Annotated in this window: 16 protein-coding genes and 1 pseudogene; 5 read left to right on the top strand and 12 right to left on the bottom strand. The window is 34.8% G+C overall.

All coding sequences use genetic code 11. From position 1 onward, the window contains the following. Positions 1 to 2: 2 nt before the first annotated feature. The gene (slmA, locus tag J3U23_RS08295) at positions 3 to 590 is read left to right on the top strand and encodes a nucleoid occlusion factor SlmA (protein WP_255305725.1); all 588 of its coding nucleotides are present in this window, start codon (positions 3 to 5) and stop codon (positions 588 to 590) included. Positions 591 to 650: 60 nt separating this feature from the next. Then, positions 651 to 1,487, top strand: coding sequence for a mechanosensitive ion channel domain-containing protein (locus J3U23_RS08290; protein ID WP_065562705.1), 837 nt, complete (start codon positions 651 to 653; stop codon positions 1,485 to 1,487). 57 nt (positions 1,488 to 1,544) lie between these two features. Here J3U23_RS08290 and cysE read toward each other — a convergent pair whose 3' ends face one another. Together cysE and J3U23_RS08280 are read right to left on the bottom strand one after the other, a co-directional pair. Next, on the bottom strand, positions 1,545 to 2,306 hold the full coding sequence (gene cysE, locus J3U23_RS08285; protein WP_065562771.1) for a serine O-acetyltransferase: 762 nt from the start codon (positions 2,304 to 2,306) through the stop codon (positions 1,545 to 1,547). A gap of 174 nt (positions 2,307 to 2,480) precedes the next feature. Further along, entirely contained in the window at positions 2,481 to 3,722 is a 1,242-nt protein-coding gene (locus tag J3U23_RS08280) for an oligosaccharide MFS transporter (protein WP_218059968.1), read from the bottom strand. 195 nt (positions 3,723 to 3,917) lie between these two features. Between J3U23_RS08280 and J3U23_RS08275 the strand changes: the two genes are divergently transcribed. Then, positions 3,918 to 4,922: a LacI family DNA-binding transcriptional regulator gene (locus J3U23_RS08275; RefSeq protein ID WP_065733694.1), complete on the top strand. Its 1,005-nt coding sequence runs from the start codon at positions 3,918 to 3,920 to the stop codon at positions 4,920 to 4,922. 36 nt (positions 4,923 to 4,958) lie between these two features. Here J3U23_RS08275 and J3U23_RS08270 read toward each other — a convergent pair whose 3' ends face one another. Further along, a complete protein-coding gene (locus J3U23_RS08270) occupies positions 4,959 to 6,428 on the bottom strand; it encodes a glycoside hydrolase family 32 protein (protein WP_267338994.1) in 1,470 nt (489 codons plus the stop codon). Between the two features lie 273 nt (positions 6,429 to 6,701). Here J3U23_RS08270 and J3U23_RS08265 point away from each other — a divergent pair, with 273 nt between their 5' ends. Together J3U23_RS08265 and J3U23_RS08260 are read left to right on the top strand one after the other, a co-directional pair. Continuing rightward, positions 6,702 to 7,661 carry an aminoimidazole riboside kinase gene (locus J3U23_RS08265; RefSeq protein ID WP_267332234.1) on the top strand — a complete coding sequence of 320 codons (960 nt, stop codon included), beginning with the start codon at positions 6,702 to 6,704 and terminating at the stop codon, positions 7,659 to 7,661. A gap of 4 nt (positions 7,662 to 7,665) precedes the next feature. Then, positions 7,666 to 8,217: a sugar O-acetyltransferase gene (locus J3U23_RS08260; protein ID WP_267342338.1), complete on the top strand. Its 552-nt coding sequence runs from the start codon at positions 7,666 to 7,668 to the stop codon at positions 8,215 to 8,217. Positions 8,218 to 8,223: 6 nt separating this feature from the next. Here the strand turns inward: J3U23_RS08260 and ispC are convergent, their stop codons facing one another. From ispC to J3U23_RS08215, 9 genes and pseudogenes are all read right to left on the bottom strand, one after another. Continuing rightward, entirely contained in the window at positions 8,224 to 9,408 is a 1,185-nt protein-coding gene (gene ispC / locus J3U23_RS08255; RefSeq protein ID WP_267338993.1) for a 1-deoxy-D-xylulose-5-phosphate reductoisomerase, read from the bottom strand. Between the two features lie 2 nt (positions 9,409 to 9,410). Then, complete coding sequence (gene deoR / locus J3U23_RS08250) at positions 9,411 to 10,172, bottom strand: DNA-binding transcriptional repressor DeoR (protein ID WP_267338992.1); 762 nt, start codon at positions 10,170 to 10,172, stop codon at positions 9,411 to 9,413. A gap of 54 nt (positions 10,173 to 10,226) precedes the next feature. After that, on the bottom strand, positions 10,227 to 10,892 hold the full coding sequence (gene deoC, locus J3U23_RS08245; RefSeq protein ID WP_267337239.1) for a deoxyribose-phosphate aldolase: 666 nt from the start codon (positions 10,890 to 10,892) through the stop codon (positions 10,227 to 10,229). Positions 10,893 to 11,387: 495 nt separating this feature from the next. After that, positions 11,388 to 11,945, bottom strand: coding sequence for a ribosome recycling factor (frr, locus tag J3U23_RS08240; RefSeq protein ID WP_065562696.1), 558 nt, complete (start codon positions 11,943 to 11,945; stop codon positions 11,388 to 11,390). Positions 11,946 to 11,972: 27 nt separating this feature from the next. Beyond that, on the bottom strand, positions 11,973 to 12,707 hold the full coding sequence (pyrH, locus tag J3U23_RS08235; protein WP_065562695.1) for a UMP kinase: 735 nt from the start codon (positions 12,705 to 12,707) through the stop codon (positions 11,973 to 11,975). A 114-nt stretch (positions 12,708 to 12,821) separates the two neighbouring features. Continuing rightward, positions 12,822 to 13,682, bottom strand: a complete 861-nt coding sequence (gene tsf, locus J3U23_RS08230) for a translation elongation factor Ts (protein WP_267330774.1) — start codon at positions 13,680 to 13,682, stop codon at positions 12,822 to 12,824. 84 nt (positions 13,683 to 13,766) lie between these two features. Beyond that, the gene (rpsB, locus tag J3U23_RS08225) at positions 13,767 to 14,504 is read right to left on the bottom strand and encodes a 30S ribosomal protein S2 (RefSeq protein WP_034882419.1); all 738 of its coding nucleotides are present in this window, start codon (positions 14,502 to 14,504) and stop codon (positions 13,767 to 13,769) included. A gap of 834 nt (positions 14,505 to 15,338) precedes the next feature. After that, on the bottom strand, positions 15,339 to 15,674 hold the full coding sequence (locus J3U23_RS08220) for a zinc ribbon domain-containing protein YjdM (protein WP_065733703.1): 336 nt from the start codon (positions 15,672 to 15,674) through the stop codon (positions 15,339 to 15,341). Between the two features lie 337 nt (positions 15,675 to 16,011). Beyond that, positions 16,012 to 16,109: pseudogene (locus J3U23_RS08215) on the bottom strand (elongation factor Tu); the annotation flags it as partial.

Genomic DNA, 16,109 nt, shown 5'->3' with positions numbered 1-16,109 from the left:
TCGTGAGTAGCAAAAATAAAAATCGTAAAGAAGATATACTTCAAGCATTAGCAACAATGCTTGAATCCAATGAGGGAACACAACGAATAACTACTGCTAAATTAGCTGCAACTGTTGGTGTTTCTGAAGCGGCATTGTATAGGCATTTTCCAAGTAAAACTAAAATGTTTGAAAGTTTGATCGTTTATATTGAAGACATTTTGCTTTCTCGCATCAATGTGATTTTGCAAGATGAACCAAAAACATTTACGCGGCTTCAACTTATTTTGGCTTTAATCCTTGGTTTTTCTGAAAAGAATCCTGGGTTGACTCGGATTATGACTGGTCATGCGTTAATGTTTGAGCAAGACCAATTGCAAGAACGAATCAGTCAATTATTTGAACGTATCGAAACGCAGATAAAGCAAGTTATACGAGAAAGAAAAATCCGTGAAGGTGTGGCCTTTACCACTGATGAACGTATTTTATCTAGTCAGTTACTTGCTTTTTGCGAAGGAATGATGGCTCGTTATTCCCGTTCTGGTTTTAAATATCTACCAACAACAAACTTTGAAACCCGTTGGGCTTTATTAGCAAAACAGTTAGTTTAAACCAATTTAATCGCAATTATTCAATTAACTATTTCTGTTATTTTTACAGAGGATAATTTCATGAGTTTTGAAAATATAGTAAACCAGATTTGGTTGTTTATTGAGAAATATGATGGCGTAGTAATCAGTTATATTGCTCATTTTTGTTTTGCCATTCTTATTTTTTTAATTGGTCGAACAATTGCTAAATTTGTTGCTCGTCAATTAAGAAGAATTTTAACTAATCGCCATGTCGATCCGACTGTAGTTAAATTTGTTAGTTCTTTATCTTATTATGCCATTATTGTTATGACGCTAGTTGCCGTGTTAGGTCAACTTGGTGTGCAAACCGCATCAATTGTTGCGGTAATTGGTGCCGCCGGCTTAGCCGTAGGTTTAGCTCTGCAAGGTTCGTTGTCTAATTTTGCAGCTGGTGTCATTTTAATTATCTTTCGCCCATTTAGAGTTGGTGAAACAGTCATTATTAATAATCAGCAAGGTGTTATTGATTCGATTCAAATTTTTTCAACAACTATTGTCACGCCAACGAATGAAATGGTCGTCATTCCAAATGGACAAGTGGTTAGTGCAAATATTATTAACTATACTCGTTTGCCAGAAAGACGTTTAGATATAGTTGTTAATGTGGGATATGATTCTGATATTCAGAAAGTTTATAAAGTATTAAGAGAAGCTGTAAATAAAACTGATAATATTTTAACGAGTAAAGAACCGATTATACGTTTGGATTTGCTGGATGCTTCATCCATGAATTTTAATGTTTTAGTCTGGACGTTAAATGCTAATTATGGACCAGTAAAAGCTGTATTACTTGAGAATATTAAAAATGGGCTAACTGAAAATGGCATTAATATTCCTTACCCAACTATGGATGTAAATCTTAGTTCTCCGTCGTAATTTTCAACTACATTATGTATTCCGTTGTCATTGAACAACGGAATCATTTTTCAAAAATTAGATATCTTGATCCATGTTTAAAGCTGGTTTATCACAATCAGGACAACCAACAATTTTAGCAGGAACACCAGCTACTGTTGTATGTTCAGGAACAGGCTCTAAAACGACTGAACCAGCTCCAATTTTTGCTCCTTTACCTATTTCTATATTTCCTAAAATCGTTGAGTGCGCACCAATCATTACTCCTTCACGAATTTTAGGATGACGATCGCCATTTTCTTTTCCGGTTCCACCTAATGTCACTGATTGTAAAATAGAAACATCATTTTCAATAACTACGGTTTCACCAATGACTATCCCTGTTGCATGGTCAAACATAACACCACAGCCAATTTTAGCTGCTGGATGGATATCAACGCCAAATACAATAGCAATTTGACTCTGTAAAAAAGTTGCTAGTGATTTACGGTTTTGTTTCCAAAGCCAGTGTGCAATTCGATAAGCTTGTAGTGAAAGAAAACCTTTATAATAAAGTAGCGGTGTGGAATAGTAATTGGTTGCTGGATCTCGAATGTAAACAGCAAGTATATCGGTAATCGCGGCATTGATTATGTTGTTATCTGCTTGATAAGCTTGTCTAGCAATTTCTCGAATCTCAATTGCCGGTACAACTTGGGTTGCAAGCTTGTTAGCTAAAATATAACTTAATGCACTACCTAAATTTTCATGATTAAGTAAAGTTGCATGGAAATAGCTTGCTAACATTGGCTCACTTTCAACGAGCTTTGATGCTTCTTCTCGGATTGTCTGCCATAACATGTCCGGTTTAACCACTTTTTTGCTTGTATTCACACCAAGTACCTATATAGATTTAAACGTCAGTCTCAACAATTTATATTGTTTCGCAAACTAAGAATAGAAGCAAGCTTTCTCTATAGATATTATAAAATGGGAACAATTTGTTCCCATTTTTACAACATTTAAGAATGATGGTTATTTTTCTGTTTTTTGTTTATTGTCACTTAAAGTAAATGTTGCAATAAATAAAATGACAAATACTATTGCTGCTAGTACATAGAAAGTAGTTGAATATCCTGTTTTATCAAATAACTTACCTACAATCCATGACAATACAATAACACCTACATTTGATGAGATGTTAAATCCAACTAAGTATAGTGTGGATGATAGTCTCGCATCAAAGTTGGCTACAGCGTATTTAAATACTGCTAGAATAAATAGTGGTGTTTCAATTGCGTGGAAAAGTTTAACTAATGAAATTAGATAAACATTATCTAACGTTGCAGATAATGAGATTCGGCATACCATTACCAACGCTGCTGCTAGTAAAGCTTTTTTTGCACCAATTTTATTAATAAAATAGGGTACTAAAATCATACAAGCTGCTTCTAAAAAAACTTGGAAAGAATTTAAATATCCATAAACTTGATAGCCACTTTCTGGTTTATCAAAGAAGCTGGTATAGAAATTTGGGAATAGTTGCTGATCATATATGGTATAAAAGCTATTAGTACCGATTATAAAAAAGACAAATAACCAAAACTTTTTCATACCAAATAGTGAAAAAATTTCACTCATGGTAGGGATAGATGGTTTTTCCATGACGGCTTGTGTTTTACCGTTTGCCAAAGACTCTTGTTTAGGTTTAAAAACTAAATTGATGGTGAAATAGATAGCTGCAACGCCAGATGCCATCCAGAAGTTAATGTGGGGGTTAATGCCAAATAAAATACCAGCAACAAAAGTTGCAGCAGCATAACCAAATGATCCCCAGAATCTTGCTGGCCCAAATTCAAAACCAAATAGACGACTAATTCGCTCGATAAAAGAGTCAATCAAAGCACATCCAGAAATAAAACCAGCACTTAATACTGGGGCACCAATACAGACACCCAAAATAAAATCATTTCGAAGTAAAGGCTCATAGACATAAATTAAAAACGGGCCAATAAGTAACATGATAATACTTTGGAAGGTAATTACCGCTTTACCTATCTGCAATTTATCTTGGATAATGCCATAAAAAATCATAAAAAACATGGCTGCAGCAGAGTTAGCAGAATAAACAACCCCTAATTGTTCACCAGATAAACCAATTTGGCTTTTGAGCCAAATGGCATAAAAAGACCACCAAAGTGACCATGCTGCATAAAAGGTAACAAGATAGCCTGACGAGAACCAATAATTTCTATTTTGTATTATATCTATATTCATTTTCATTCTCTTTTTATGTTGAAGTTTAACGTTAACATGTTAATGTTAACATTATTGTCATAATTGGAATAAAATAGAAACAACCAATTATCATAAATGTTACTTTCCTCACACTTTTTATCATTTTTATTTGTGGTATCATCATACAAAGCTAAAATTTATTATTATTTTTAATGTGAGTAAAAGGATTCAACTATGGCTTCACTCAAGGATGTTGCTAGATTGGCATCAGTTTCATTGATGACGGTTTCTCGAGCAATCAATAATCCTGACAAACTCAATAAAGAAACATATAAAAAAGTGAAGAAAGCTATTGAGGAGCTTAATTATGTGCCGGATTTATCTGCACGAAAGATTCGAGGGGATAATTCTGGCCCTTATGCTATTGGTGTGCTGGCATTAGAAACGGCGACAACGCCATTCTCAGTTGAATTACTTCAAGCAATAGAAAAAACAGCTCAACAACATGGTTGGAATACGTTTATTGTTAATTTATTTGATGATAAAGATGCTGATCATGCGATTAATACTCTTTTATCTTATCGACCTAATGGTATTATTTATACAACAATGGGGTTAAGAAAAGTTCAACTGCCAGATAAATTGCTCGGTAAAAATGTGGTATTAGCAAACTGCATTAGTGATTCTGAGCAGCTTGCTTGTTACATCCCTGATGATTATTCTGGTCAATATCAAGCGATGCAGAATGTAATAAATAAGGGATATAAAAAACCATTATGTATCTATTTATCAGAAAATACTTTAGCGGGTAAAATTAGGCGTAAAGCTGCTGAGCAAGCATGGTTAGATGCTGGCAACGATTTAAACGATATCAAGAGTTATCATACTTTAATGTCACCTGCAAACCTTTCCCTAGAATATATGATGACGATAGAAATTTTGGCAAAACATTGTGTTAAAAAACCAGATTTTGATGTATTAATTTGTGGTAACGATAGAATTGCTTTTGTTGCTTATCAATTTTTACTTGGTAAAGGATTTCATATTCCCAACGATGTTGCGGTTCTCGGTTATGACAATATGGTTGGTACTGGTGAACTTTTTTATCCTTCACTGACTACTGTACAATTACCACATTATGAAATAGGTCAAAAAGCAGCTCTGCATATAATCAATAGTGAAAGTAAAAAAACTATCACTCACATACCATCACCATATTTAGAACGAGAATCTTTATAACAAAAAAACCACCTTAGTTGGTGGTTTTTTTATAAATTATTCATAAATTGATTTTAATTGCCAGCTATCTAATTTGGTAATTTTTGCTTGTCCATTTTCGGCAAATAAGTTAATTAACCTTTTTGCTGGTAATTTAGGATAAATACGGCTTGAGAGGCTATATAAATCTTTATTTATGAAAACTTCGACTGATGATGCATCAACAAAAATATGTAATGTTAGTTTTTTGGTTTTTGGTAATGGCACACTTCGATAACCTTTTAAGTCAATTCCAGAAAGACTTCGGTCTAGAATGATGCGGTTAGCTTGCCGATCAATGTACAATAAGGTTGCTTGCTTACCATCTGGTGTCGCAGCAAGTTGTAATCCAAAACGTTCAGCATTACTATTGACTAAATCAATTTCAACATTAATTTCACAACTAATTGATTCAATTTTGGTATTTTTTAATTCACTATTTAATTCAATATTAGTTAATGATTGTGGTTTTTCGCGAAGTGCCACAAGTTCTTTAATTGGTCGATTACGAACTCTATTTTGTCGATCTAGGATTAATTCGCGTGGTAAAGTAAATGCTCCCATCCATTTATCATGTTTACTTGGCATTTTTGATTCCCACATATCCATCCAACCAAACATAATACGACGACCATCTGCTGCGAGGAATGATTGAGGCGCATAAAAATCGTGACCAAAGTCCATCTCTTGGAATGATTTGATTATTGAAAATGGCTTACCTGGCTGCCAATCTCCAACGATATAGCCAGATTGGAATCGATTTCGATATTGATAACCTTTTGCTTGCATACCTTGTGGTGAGAACATTAATATCCATTTATTTCCTAATGGGAAAAAGTCTGGACATTCAAGCATATAAACATTCGGATCGATATCACTGATAAGAACTTGTTCAAACTTCCAATCTTTTAAATCAGTTGAACGATAAAGTAACACTTGACCAACATCATTGGTTTCTCGCTGACCAACTACCATCCACCATTTACCATTTTGTTTAAACACTTTAGGATCACGAAAATGCATAATCCCTTCTTTTGGTGAAAGTACAGTTCCATGTTTTTTAAAATTAATACCATCTTTACTTGTGGCAAGACATTGAGTTTCTCGGATATGTTCATCATTACCTTGACCATTTAACCATATATGGCCTGTGTAAATTAAGCTCAATTCGCCATTATTATCTACAGCTGAACCTGAAAAACACCCACTCTTGTCATAATCATGATCTGGCGCAATTGCAATTGGTAATCTTCGCCATGTAATAAGATCATCACTTACTGCATGTCCCCAGTGCATTGGTCCCCAATTCTCATTATAAGGATGGTGTTGATAGAAAGCATGATATTGTCCTTTATAATAGACTAAGCCATTTGGATCATTCATCCAACCAGCTTGAGGTGATAAATGGAAATGAGGATAATATTGCTTATTCATTTCTTTTTCTAATTTTTTTATAGCTTGGTTAGCTTTATCAATTGCATTTGTCATAACATTCCCTTCTTTTATCATGAGTTAGGTTAATACGATTACATACTACATTAATTTTTTTGTTAACGTTAACTCATGGTGAAATAAACGTTAAAATATGTGATGATAGTCACATATTTTTAACGTTAACAATGATTTTTTTTATAAATGATTTAGTTTATAGTTAATATTGATTATCAATACATCAGCTAATCAATGCTTAATGAATTAATTTGAGTATGCTGAGATAGTAATGACACAAAAATTTAACCTATTAATAATATGAGTGACAAAATGAATAATACAAAAGTATGGTCTCTTGGTGATGCTGTTATCGATTTATTACCATTTGGTGAAATGAACTACCGAGCCTGTGCTGGAGGCGCTCCTGCAAATGTTGCTATTGGTATTGCTAAGTTAGGACTGCCCTCTGGTTTTATTGGTAGAGTTGGTAATGATCCATTTGGTCACTTCATGGAAAAGACTTTTTGTGAGCATCATGTTGATTGCCAAAGTCTTGAAAAGGATGAGGAGCATAGAACAAGCACTGTTGTTGTTGATTTAGGTGAAAATGGTGAACGAAGTTTTACCTTTCTTGTTTCACCTTCGGCCGATCAATTTTTGTCAGAACAAGCACTTCCTGATTTTAATCAAGATATTCTTCATTTTTGTTCTTTAGCATTAGTTGGAACAACTTGTCGACAAACGCTCAAACAAGCTATTGAGAAACTCAGTGATAAAAATGGTTTAATTAGTTTTGATATCAATTTACGTGAACAAATGTGGCAAGATAAAAATGAAATGCGCACAATTATCACTCAATTCTGTCATGATGCTGACATTCTTAAACTCTCTGATGAAGAGTTGTTTTGGTTAACTGAGAGCCAAGATTGGCATGTAGCACTCGATAAATTGCAACAACATTATAATGCACCACTTAAGTTAGTTACCAAAGGCAGAGATGGTAGTATTGTGTTATGGCAAGGTAAAACTTTTACTTTTGACTCATTTCATGTCAATAGCATTGATACAACTGGAGCTGGAGATGCATTTGTTGCAGGATTACTTAGCAGTATTGCTTTATCAGGTATGCCTGAGGATAAATTAATGTTAGAAAGTATGATGACTATAGCCAGCGCATGCGGAGCACTAGCTACCACCAAAAAAGGTGCATTAACGGCATTACCAGACAGTGGTTTTTTACAATCATTTATTAGTGATAATCCTGCACTAATAGCAAAACAGATGGGATAGTAAAATGACTGAAAAGGAGAAAATGTTAACAGGTTTACTTTATAATCCTTGTATTAATGAGCTTGAAAAAGAGCGAATTTATGCACAAGATCTCTGCTTTCAGTTAAACCAACTATCACCTTCAGCAGTGGATAAACGGCAACAACTTTTTAGAAAGCTATTAGGTAAAACACCGAAGCAATTTACAATTATGCCCGGTTTTCAATGTGATTATGGCTACAATGTTGAAATTGGAGAGAATTTTTTTGCTAATTTTAACTGCATCATGCTTGATGCGGCCAAAATTACATTCGGAGATAATGTCCTTGTTGCACCCAATTGCGGTTTTTATACCTCAGGTCACCCACTTGATAGCCAAATACGCAACAGTGGGCTTGAGTTTGCCAAACCGATTACGATCGGTAATAACGTTTGGATTGGTGGTAACGTAATTGTACTACCCAATGTGACTATCGGCGATAATACGGTTATTGCAGCTGGCAGTATTGTAGATCGAGATATTCCTTCAAATGTCGTTGCCATGGGTACGCCATGCCGAGTGTATAAAACACTTTAATGCCATTTAAACTATCTGTTTGCTACATTGTGCTCTAGCCCATGCATCAATGGTGAACACATCATCAATAGTGGCAGGTTCCGGAAAATTAAGTTGATCTAACGTGGTTGCAACCTGTTTGGCAATATCCATAAAACCAATTTTATGTTGTAAAAATGCTTCAACTGCCACTTCGTTGGCAGCGTTAAGCGCTGTTGTTGCCGCTTGCCCTTCACCACAAGCCTCAATGGCTAATTTTAAGCATGGATAGCGAATAAAATCAGGTTGATTGAAGGTTAATGATGAGATTTGAGTAAAATCTAAAGCAGGAACACCGGATGAAATACGTAATGGATAAGACATTGAATAAGCAATTGGCGTACACATATCTGGCACGCCTAATTCTGCAATAATACTGCCATCTAGATAACGAACCATTGAGTGAATAATCGATTGAGGATGTACAATAATCTCCATTTGCTCAGAACTAGCATTAAACAACCAACGAGCTTCAATATATTCCAAGCCTTTATTCATCATCGTTGCCGAATCAACAGAAATTTTTTTACCCATTGACCAGTTAGGATGTAAAGTCGCTTGCGCAGGTGTGACTGAAGTTAATTGATTTAACGGTAGCTCCCGAAAAGGTCCGCCAGATCCGGTTAATACAATTTTGGCGATACCATGATCAGTCAGATTAGCAAACCCTATATCATGCTGCACTGCGGTAGGTAAACTTTGAAAGATCGCATTATGTTCACTATCGACCGGCAGTAGCTCGGCGCCATATTGCTTCACCGCTTGCATAAATAAATGCCCACAAGTGACTAATGACTCTTTATTAGCGAGTAAAATGCGTTTACCTTTTTTAATTGCAGCAAGAGTCGGCCTTAATCCCGCAGCACCAACAATTGCAGCCATAACTTGGTTAACTTCGGGAAGCTGTGCTAAATCACACATAGCTTGCTCCCCACTCAGTACTTCTATATTCAATTTTAGGTTAGCTAAATTTGCTTTAAGCTCTTGCGCTGCTTGTTTGCTCGCCATAGCAACATAGTTTGGTTTAAACTCCTGACACTGCTCTGTCATTTTTGCAACATTAGTGCCACCTACTAGCAGATAAGCTTTGTATAAAGTTGGATTTTGCCGAATGACGGCTAATGTGCTACAGCCGATTGATCCTGTTGAACCTAAAATTGCGATATTTTTCATAATTAATAAATTAAACCAATGTTATTTTCTTCAAAGTAAGCGACGTAGCCTAAATCCGGTGCTCTATCGGTCATCACCAAATTAAACTGATCAAGGTTACAAATAAAAGCCGGTTTAACTTGATTAAACTTAGTATGATCGGCAATTAAAATATTTTGATTAGATTTTTTCATCGCCTGATGCTTCATATTCAGTTCATCAAAATGATAACAAGTTGCACCTTGAGTGAGATCAATACCTGCTGCCGAAATAAAAGCTTTATTTGGACAGATAAAATCGAGCGGATTATGGGAACTAATGCCGGTAAAAATTGCATTATTAAGCTGATACTGCCCACCGCATAAAATGATTTTACATTTTGGTTTGTTTTGTAACGCTAGAAAGGCATTGAGTGAATAGCAGATTGCAGTAAAGGCAATATCATCACTAATTTCATCAATGATAAATTGCATGGTTGTACCGCAATCAAAAAAAATAGTATCGTTCTCGTCAACAAATTGGCTAACTAGTTTGCCAATATAACGCTTTTCATCTACATGTTTATCTTTTTGATCTGAAACAAAATATTGCGATATGGTATGGCGTGCTTGGTTAACAATATAACCGCCTAAAACAGCTAAACATGATGATTGATTGCTAAGATCTCGACGAATTGTCATTTCAGAAACAGCAAGCATTTGCGCTGCTTGCTTTAAATGAATTTTATCGGTAGTTTTTAATTGCTCAATAAGTGCATTAACTCTTTTTTGCGGTTGCGTTTCCATTGCCATTCCATAAATAGCAATAAGCTACTATACAGTAGCTTATAAAAGGATGAATTAATAGCCGCTAGATGATGCTTTATCGCCTGATACAATTGCAATACCAGCACTAGCGCCTAACCGTGTTGCACCAGCTTGAACCATTTTTTCAGCAGTTTGACGATCTCTAATGCCACCTGATGCTTTAACACCCATTTTATCACCGACTGTTTCCCGCATCAATTTAACATCTTCAACTGTTGCCCCTGATAAGCTAAAACCAGTTGAAGTTTTAACAAAAGCAACGCCAATTTCTTTACAAATTGTACAAACTGTAACGATTTCTTCTTTAGTTAATAAGCAAGTTTCTAAAATAACTTTTAACGGCACTGAACCACAAGCATTAAATACTGTTTGAATATCTTCTTTAACCGCCGTTAAATCATTGCTTTTTAGCCAGCCGACATTGATAACCATATCGATCTCTTCTGCACCAGCTTTGACTGCCATTTCAGTCTCAAATGCTTTAGCAGAAGTCAGCATAGCACCTAAAGGAAAGCCAACGACTGAACAAACCTTTACATCGCTACCTTTAAGCAAGCTAGCAACTAAAGGCACATAGCCTGAATTAACACATACAGAATAGAAATGATACTGCTTTGCTTCTTCACAAAGTTTACGTATTTGATCTTCTGTGGCATTCATCGCCAGTAAAGTATGATCAATATACTTTGCATAATCCATAATGATGTCCTTTAATTTTTGTTAGTAATGTCTAGTAAATGATTTTAGTATTAAGTAAATGATGTTATAAAAATAACATATATAGCCCTATAATGTTATTTCCGTAACATTATATACTTAAATTTTGATAATTAAAAACTAAACTATTTAATAAACTTAAACAATTGAATCAAACCAGACTGGAAACCATGATTTTGACAAACTTGATTATTTTTAGTGGCTAATAATGCGCTAATACGGACACATTGCTTACCCTTTAATTTTGCATAAGCGCATTATCTTCATTGAGCAACTGTAGATAAACTCAGTTAGACTTTATATCGCTTAAATAGAAGGATAGCTGTTTATTTTATTGAGTGATTTTTTATTTTTGATCTATTCGCTTACTGATAAAACTAATATTTTGTATTTTTCAGCGGTAATTAAATGATTGATAGTTGATTGGTAAAAATCAAAAAAACCTAGTTTTATCAACTAGGCTTTTTAGCCAAGAGATTAAAATTCCATTAACTCTTTTTCTTTATCTGCAAGCACTGCATCTAATTTTTTGATAGCTGCATCTGTTGCTTTTTGAATTAAATCTTGTGATTTACGTTCATCATCTTCTGAGATTTCTTTATCTTTTAACAAAGCTTTGATTTGATCGTTAGCATCACGACGAATATTTCGAATTGACACACGACCTTGTTCTGCTTCATTACGCACTATTTTAGTTAAATCACGACGACGTTCTTCAGTTAATGGTGGTAGAGGTACTCGAATAACTGTCCCTGCTGAAGCAGGATTAAGTCCTAAATCAGAGGTTAAAACTGCCTTTTCAATCATTGGCGTTAATGATTTATCAAATACCGTAATGGCTAGAGTTCTTGCATCTTCAGCAACAACGTTAGCTAGCTGACGCAGTGGTGTAGGACTACCGTAGTATTCAACCATAATACCGTCTAATAAGCTTGGTGAAGCACGTCCAGTTCTGACTTTAGAAATATGATTTTGAAACGCTTCAATACTTTTTTCCATGCGCGTTTGCGCTTCTTTTTGAATCTCATTTAGCATAATAAAAACCTTTTTAAATAATTAAGACTAACAGCTCACTGTAGTCTGATTATTGATTAATGTTCCCTCTTGCTCGCCTAAAATGACACGACGTAATGCACCAGGTTTATTCATATTAAAAACACAAATCGGTAGATTATGATCTCGTGCTAATGTAAATGCGGCTAAATCCATGACTTTTAATTCATCATCCAACACTTTCTCATAGTTAAGTGTTTTATATAGTGTAGCATTGGGATTTTTTACTGGATCGGCAGAATAAACACCATCAACTTTGGTTGCTTTTAAAACGACATCTGCTTCAATTTCAATACCACGTAAACAAGCCGCAGAGTCAGTTGTGAAAAATGGGTTGCCTGTTCCTGCAGAAAGAATAACGACTTTACCATGTTTAAGCAAGCTAATTGCTTCAGTCCAGCGATAATCGTCGCAAACTCCGTTTAATGGGATTGCCGACATCAAACGTGCATTAACTTCAATTCGGTGCAAAGCATCACGCATGGCAAGGCCATTCATAACCGTTGCTAGCATCCCCATATGGTCACCAACAACACGGTTCATACCCGCTTTAGCAAGTCCTGCACCACGAAATAGGTTACCACCTCCAATAACAACAGCAACCTGAACTTCCATGTCGATAAGTTCTTTAATTTCTTGTGCCATACGATCAAGAACGGTTGGATCAATACCAAAACCTTCATCACCTTGTAATGCTTCACCACTGAGTTTAAGAAGGATACGTTTATAGAAAGGGGTTACCATATGAAATCTCACTATATTTTATTACTTAAAAATCTAGAATAACTAGCTGGCAATCATTTTAAAATATTTTGCAGATAAACAAAACCGCCATTACGGCGGTTTCGATAAAAACAATTAAGATTGTTTTGATATCGCAGCAACCTCGGCTGCAAAGTCAACTTCGACTTTTTCGATACCTTCACCCACTTCGAAGCGGATAAATGTTGCAATTGTTGCTTTTTTCTCAGCAAGTAAATCACCAACTGTTTTACTTGGATCCATTACAAATGGTTGACCAGTAAGTGATACTTCACCTGTGAATTTACGCATACGGCCTTCAACCATTTTTTCTGCGATTTCACGAGGTTTACCTGATTGCATTGCAATATCGATTTGAATATTACGTTCATGTTCAACCACATCAGCAGGTACATCACTTGGGTCAACATATTCTGGTTTGCTTGCTGCAATGTGCATTGCAATGTGTTTAACTAATTCCTCATCACAACCATTATTAGCTGCAACTAAAACGCCAATGCGCGCGCCGTGTTGATAACTACCAACTACATCACCAGCAATTTCTTTAATACGACGGATGCCAATATTCTCACCAATTTTAGCTACTAGTGCAGTACGTTCTTCTTCAAATTTTGCTTGTAGCGTTGCAAGATCAGTGATTCGATCATTTAAAGCTGCTGTTGCTACTTTTTCACTAAATGCTAAGAATCCAGCATCTTTAGCTACGAAGTCAGTTTCACAGTTGATTTCTAAAATAACACCTACTTTTTTATCAGCAGAAATTTTTGAAATGATTACACCTTCAGCTGCAACACGACCAGCTTTTTTAGCTGCTTTTGCTTGACCTGATTTACGCATGTTGTCGATAGCAAGATCGATATCACCATTTGCTTCAACTAATGCTTTCTTACATTCCATCATACCTGCGCCAGTTCTTTCACGCAGTTCTTTTACCATAGAAGCGGTAACTTCAGCCATTTTTAAATCCTCTATTTAACCATTTTGATGATTTTCATTAGAATGGGTCGATGATATTATCGACCCTGAAAATATTTGAGTTTATTACTCTGCTGCTGGAGCTTCTTCAACAAAGCTTTCTTCAGATACTGGAGATTGATTTTGTTCACGACCAGAACGAACTGCTTCAGCAACCGCATTTGCATATAATTGTATTGCACGGATCGCATCATCATTACCAGGAACGATGTAATCAATACCATCTGGATCTGAATTAGTATCAACAACAGCAATGACTGGAATACCTAAATTGTTAGCTTCTTTGATTGCGATATGTTCATGGTCTGCACCAATTACAAAAATCACATCGGGTAAGCCACCCATATTTTTAATTCCACCCAAGCTATTTTCTAATTTAGCCATTTCACGAGCACGCATAAGTGCTTCTTTTTTGGTTAATTTATCAAATGTACCATCATTAGCTTGTGTTTCTAAATCTTTAAGACGTTTGATTGATTGACGTACTGTTTTCCAGTTAGTCAACATACCACCTAACCAGCGGTGATTAACGTAATATTGTCCACAGCTTTCAGCTGCTTGTTTAATTGCTTCACTTGCAGCACGTTTTGTACCAACAAATAAAATTTTACCTTTACGCGCAGCAATCTTGTTTAATTCAGCTAATGCTTCATTGAACATAGGTACTGTTTTTTCAAGATTGATGATGTGTACTTTGTTGCGTGCACCAAAAATAAATGGTTTCATTTTTGGGTTCCAATAACGAGTTTGGTGTCCAAAGTGTACACCTGCTTGTAACATATCGCGCATTGATACTGTAGTCATGATTTCCTCATTTTGACGTTGGGGTTATGCCTCCACATATCCGCTTTATCCGACCTTTATACACAAAGTAAAAGGCACCCCGGAAAAGAGTAATGATATGTGTGTGTTATAACGTTAATTAAGTTTTAAATTTGTGCTTTATTTCACAATTATTTTTGAAAAATGAATGTGAAAAGTAGCGCGCGTTTTATACCATATTTAAGAGAGATTTGCTAGTTTTTTCTTACGGAAAAAGAATAATGCATATTTTTTAGAAAAAAATAATGTTAGTGAAGAATAAAAACTTTATAAAATCAATAACCGTGTTGAGTGGTTTTGAAGATTATCAATAAGGCAATTGATGTTCTTATTGATGAATTAGATATATCGTTTTCACCTGTAGAGGAAATAATAAATAAACTTCAAAAAATGATTTATCACCTAATGTAAAATAGGTGTCAAGTATGGACAATTCAAATGTTGCTACGCAGTATTTTAATGCTTTACATATGGTAAATGTTTATACAGCTTCCCATCGTAAAACTTTTCTATTCCTCAAAGTGATTGAAAAATATTAATCATCTATTTCGTTAAAAGCTATAATTAATAAACAAGCTAAAATTTTCGATCAAGATAAAACTCAACATTATTGTGTAAATTATATATAAGGTATTTTGTCTACTAAAAGATACTCAAAAAGTATTAAACGAACGTAGATGTTTTTATTTGTGTGTGAATTGATTTATATTGTAAAACCATTAAATAATTTTTTGTTATTAAATGGTTTTAACAAAGGTTTAACTAAAGATGTTTTTTCATTAATTTATATAAAAAGTTGAATATTGATTAATACAATTACGCTTTTTTAACAAAACAAGCTTTCAGCATTACTTTCATTCCATCAACCTTACAATCGATTTCGTGATCGCCGTCTACAAGACGAATGCCTTTAGCTTTAGCTCCTTTTTTGAGAACAGTTGATGAACCTTTTAATTTTAGATCTTTTATTAAAATAATATCATCACCATCAACAAGTGTATTGCCATTACTATCTTTAACTTGTAATTCATCATTGGTTGAGGTTTCTTGATTTGGATCCCATTCATGTGCACATTCAGGGCAAACATAAAATGTGCCATCATGGTAAGTATGTTCTGATTGGCAAACAGGGCAATTAGGTATCGATTCCATAGCTTTTCATTATTCCACGTTAAATAAAATAGTGATTACTATAGCAAAAAAAGGCTGTTTAGTCATTGTATTCTCTTTTTAAGAGGTGGTTATGCCAAATTTATTATTTTTTTCAATTGCACACTGCAATATAATTGAGGTCATTTTTTATAACATTTTGTTTGGCTTTTTTTAGTGTATTTTTATCCATATCTATGCCGATAATATGACAAAAATAAATAAAATGCAGTTTGGATAAAAAAGTGGTCAACGACTATAACTTATTTAATTAACATTGAGAACAATAAAAAAAGGTGCACATAGTGCACCTTCTTTTCTTGAGCTGATTAAGCTTAAATTATTTAATAACTTTAGCAACAACACCAGCACCAACAGTACGACCACCTTCACGGATAGCGAAACGTAAGCCGTCTGCCATTGCGATTGGGTGAATTA

The sequence above is a fragment of the Gilliamella sp. B3367 genome (genome assembly GCF_026536825.1).
Lineage (GTDB): Bacteria > Pseudomonadota > Gammaproteobacteria > Enterobacterales > Orbaceae > Gilliamella > Gilliamella apicola_E.
This window is presented reverse-complemented; position numbering and strand designations above follow the sequence as displayed.

Coding starts and splice junctions, on each gene's coding strand:
- ispC (WP_267338993.1), bottom strand. CDS start 9,408: ATGAAAAATATCGCAATTTTAGGTTCAACAGGATCAATCGGCTGTAGC.
- tsf (WP_267330774.1), bottom strand. CDS start 13,682: ATGGCTGAAGTTACCGCTTCTATGGTAAAAGAACTGCGTGAAAGAACT.
- J3U23_RS08280 (WP_218059968.1), bottom strand. CDS start 3,722: ATGAATATAGATATAATACAAAATAGAAATTATTGGTTCTCGTCAGGC.
- J3U23_RS08275 (WP_065733694.1), top strand. CDS start 3,918: ATGGCTTCACTCAAGGATGTTGCTAGATTGGCATCAGTTTCATTGATG.
- J3U23_RS08265 (WP_267332234.1), top strand. CDS start 6,702: ATGAATAATACAAAAGTATGGTCTCTTGGTGATGCTGTTATCGATTTA.
- pyrH (WP_065562695.1), bottom strand. CDS start 12,707: ATGGTAACCCCTTTCTATAAACGTATCCTTCTTAAACTCAGTGGTGAA.
- deoR (WP_267338992.1), bottom strand. CDS start 10,172: ATGGAAACGCAACCGCAAAAAAGAGTTAATGCACTTATTGAGCAATTA.
- rpsB (WP_034882419.1), bottom strand. CDS start 14,504: ATGACTACAGTATCAATGCGCGATATGTTACAAGCAGGTGTACACTTT.
- J3U23_RS08270 (WP_267338994.1), bottom strand. CDS start 6,428: ATGACAAATGCAATTGATAAAGCTAACCAAGCTATAAAAAAATTAGAA.
- cysE (WP_065562771.1), bottom strand. CDS start 2,306: ATGTTATGGCAGACAATCCGAGAAGAAGCATCAAAGCTCGTTGAAAGT.
- deoC (WP_267337239.1), bottom strand. CDS start 10,892: ATGGATTATGCAAAGTATATTGATCATACTTTACTGGCGATGAATGCC.
- frr (WP_065562696.1), bottom strand. CDS start 11,945: ATGCTAAATGAGATTCAAAAAGAAGCGCAAACGCGCATGGAAAAAAGT.
- J3U23_RS08260 (WP_267342338.1), top strand. CDS start 7,666: ATGACTGAAAAGGAGAAAATGTTAACAGGTTTACTTTATAATCCTTGT.
- J3U23_RS08220 (WP_065733703.1), bottom strand. CDS start 15,674: ATGGAATCGATACCTAATTGCCCTGTTTGCCAATCAGAACATACTTAC.
- J3U23_RS08290 (WP_065562705.1), top strand. CDS start 651: ATGAGTTTTGAAAATATAGTAAACCAGATTTGGTTGTTTATTGAGAAA.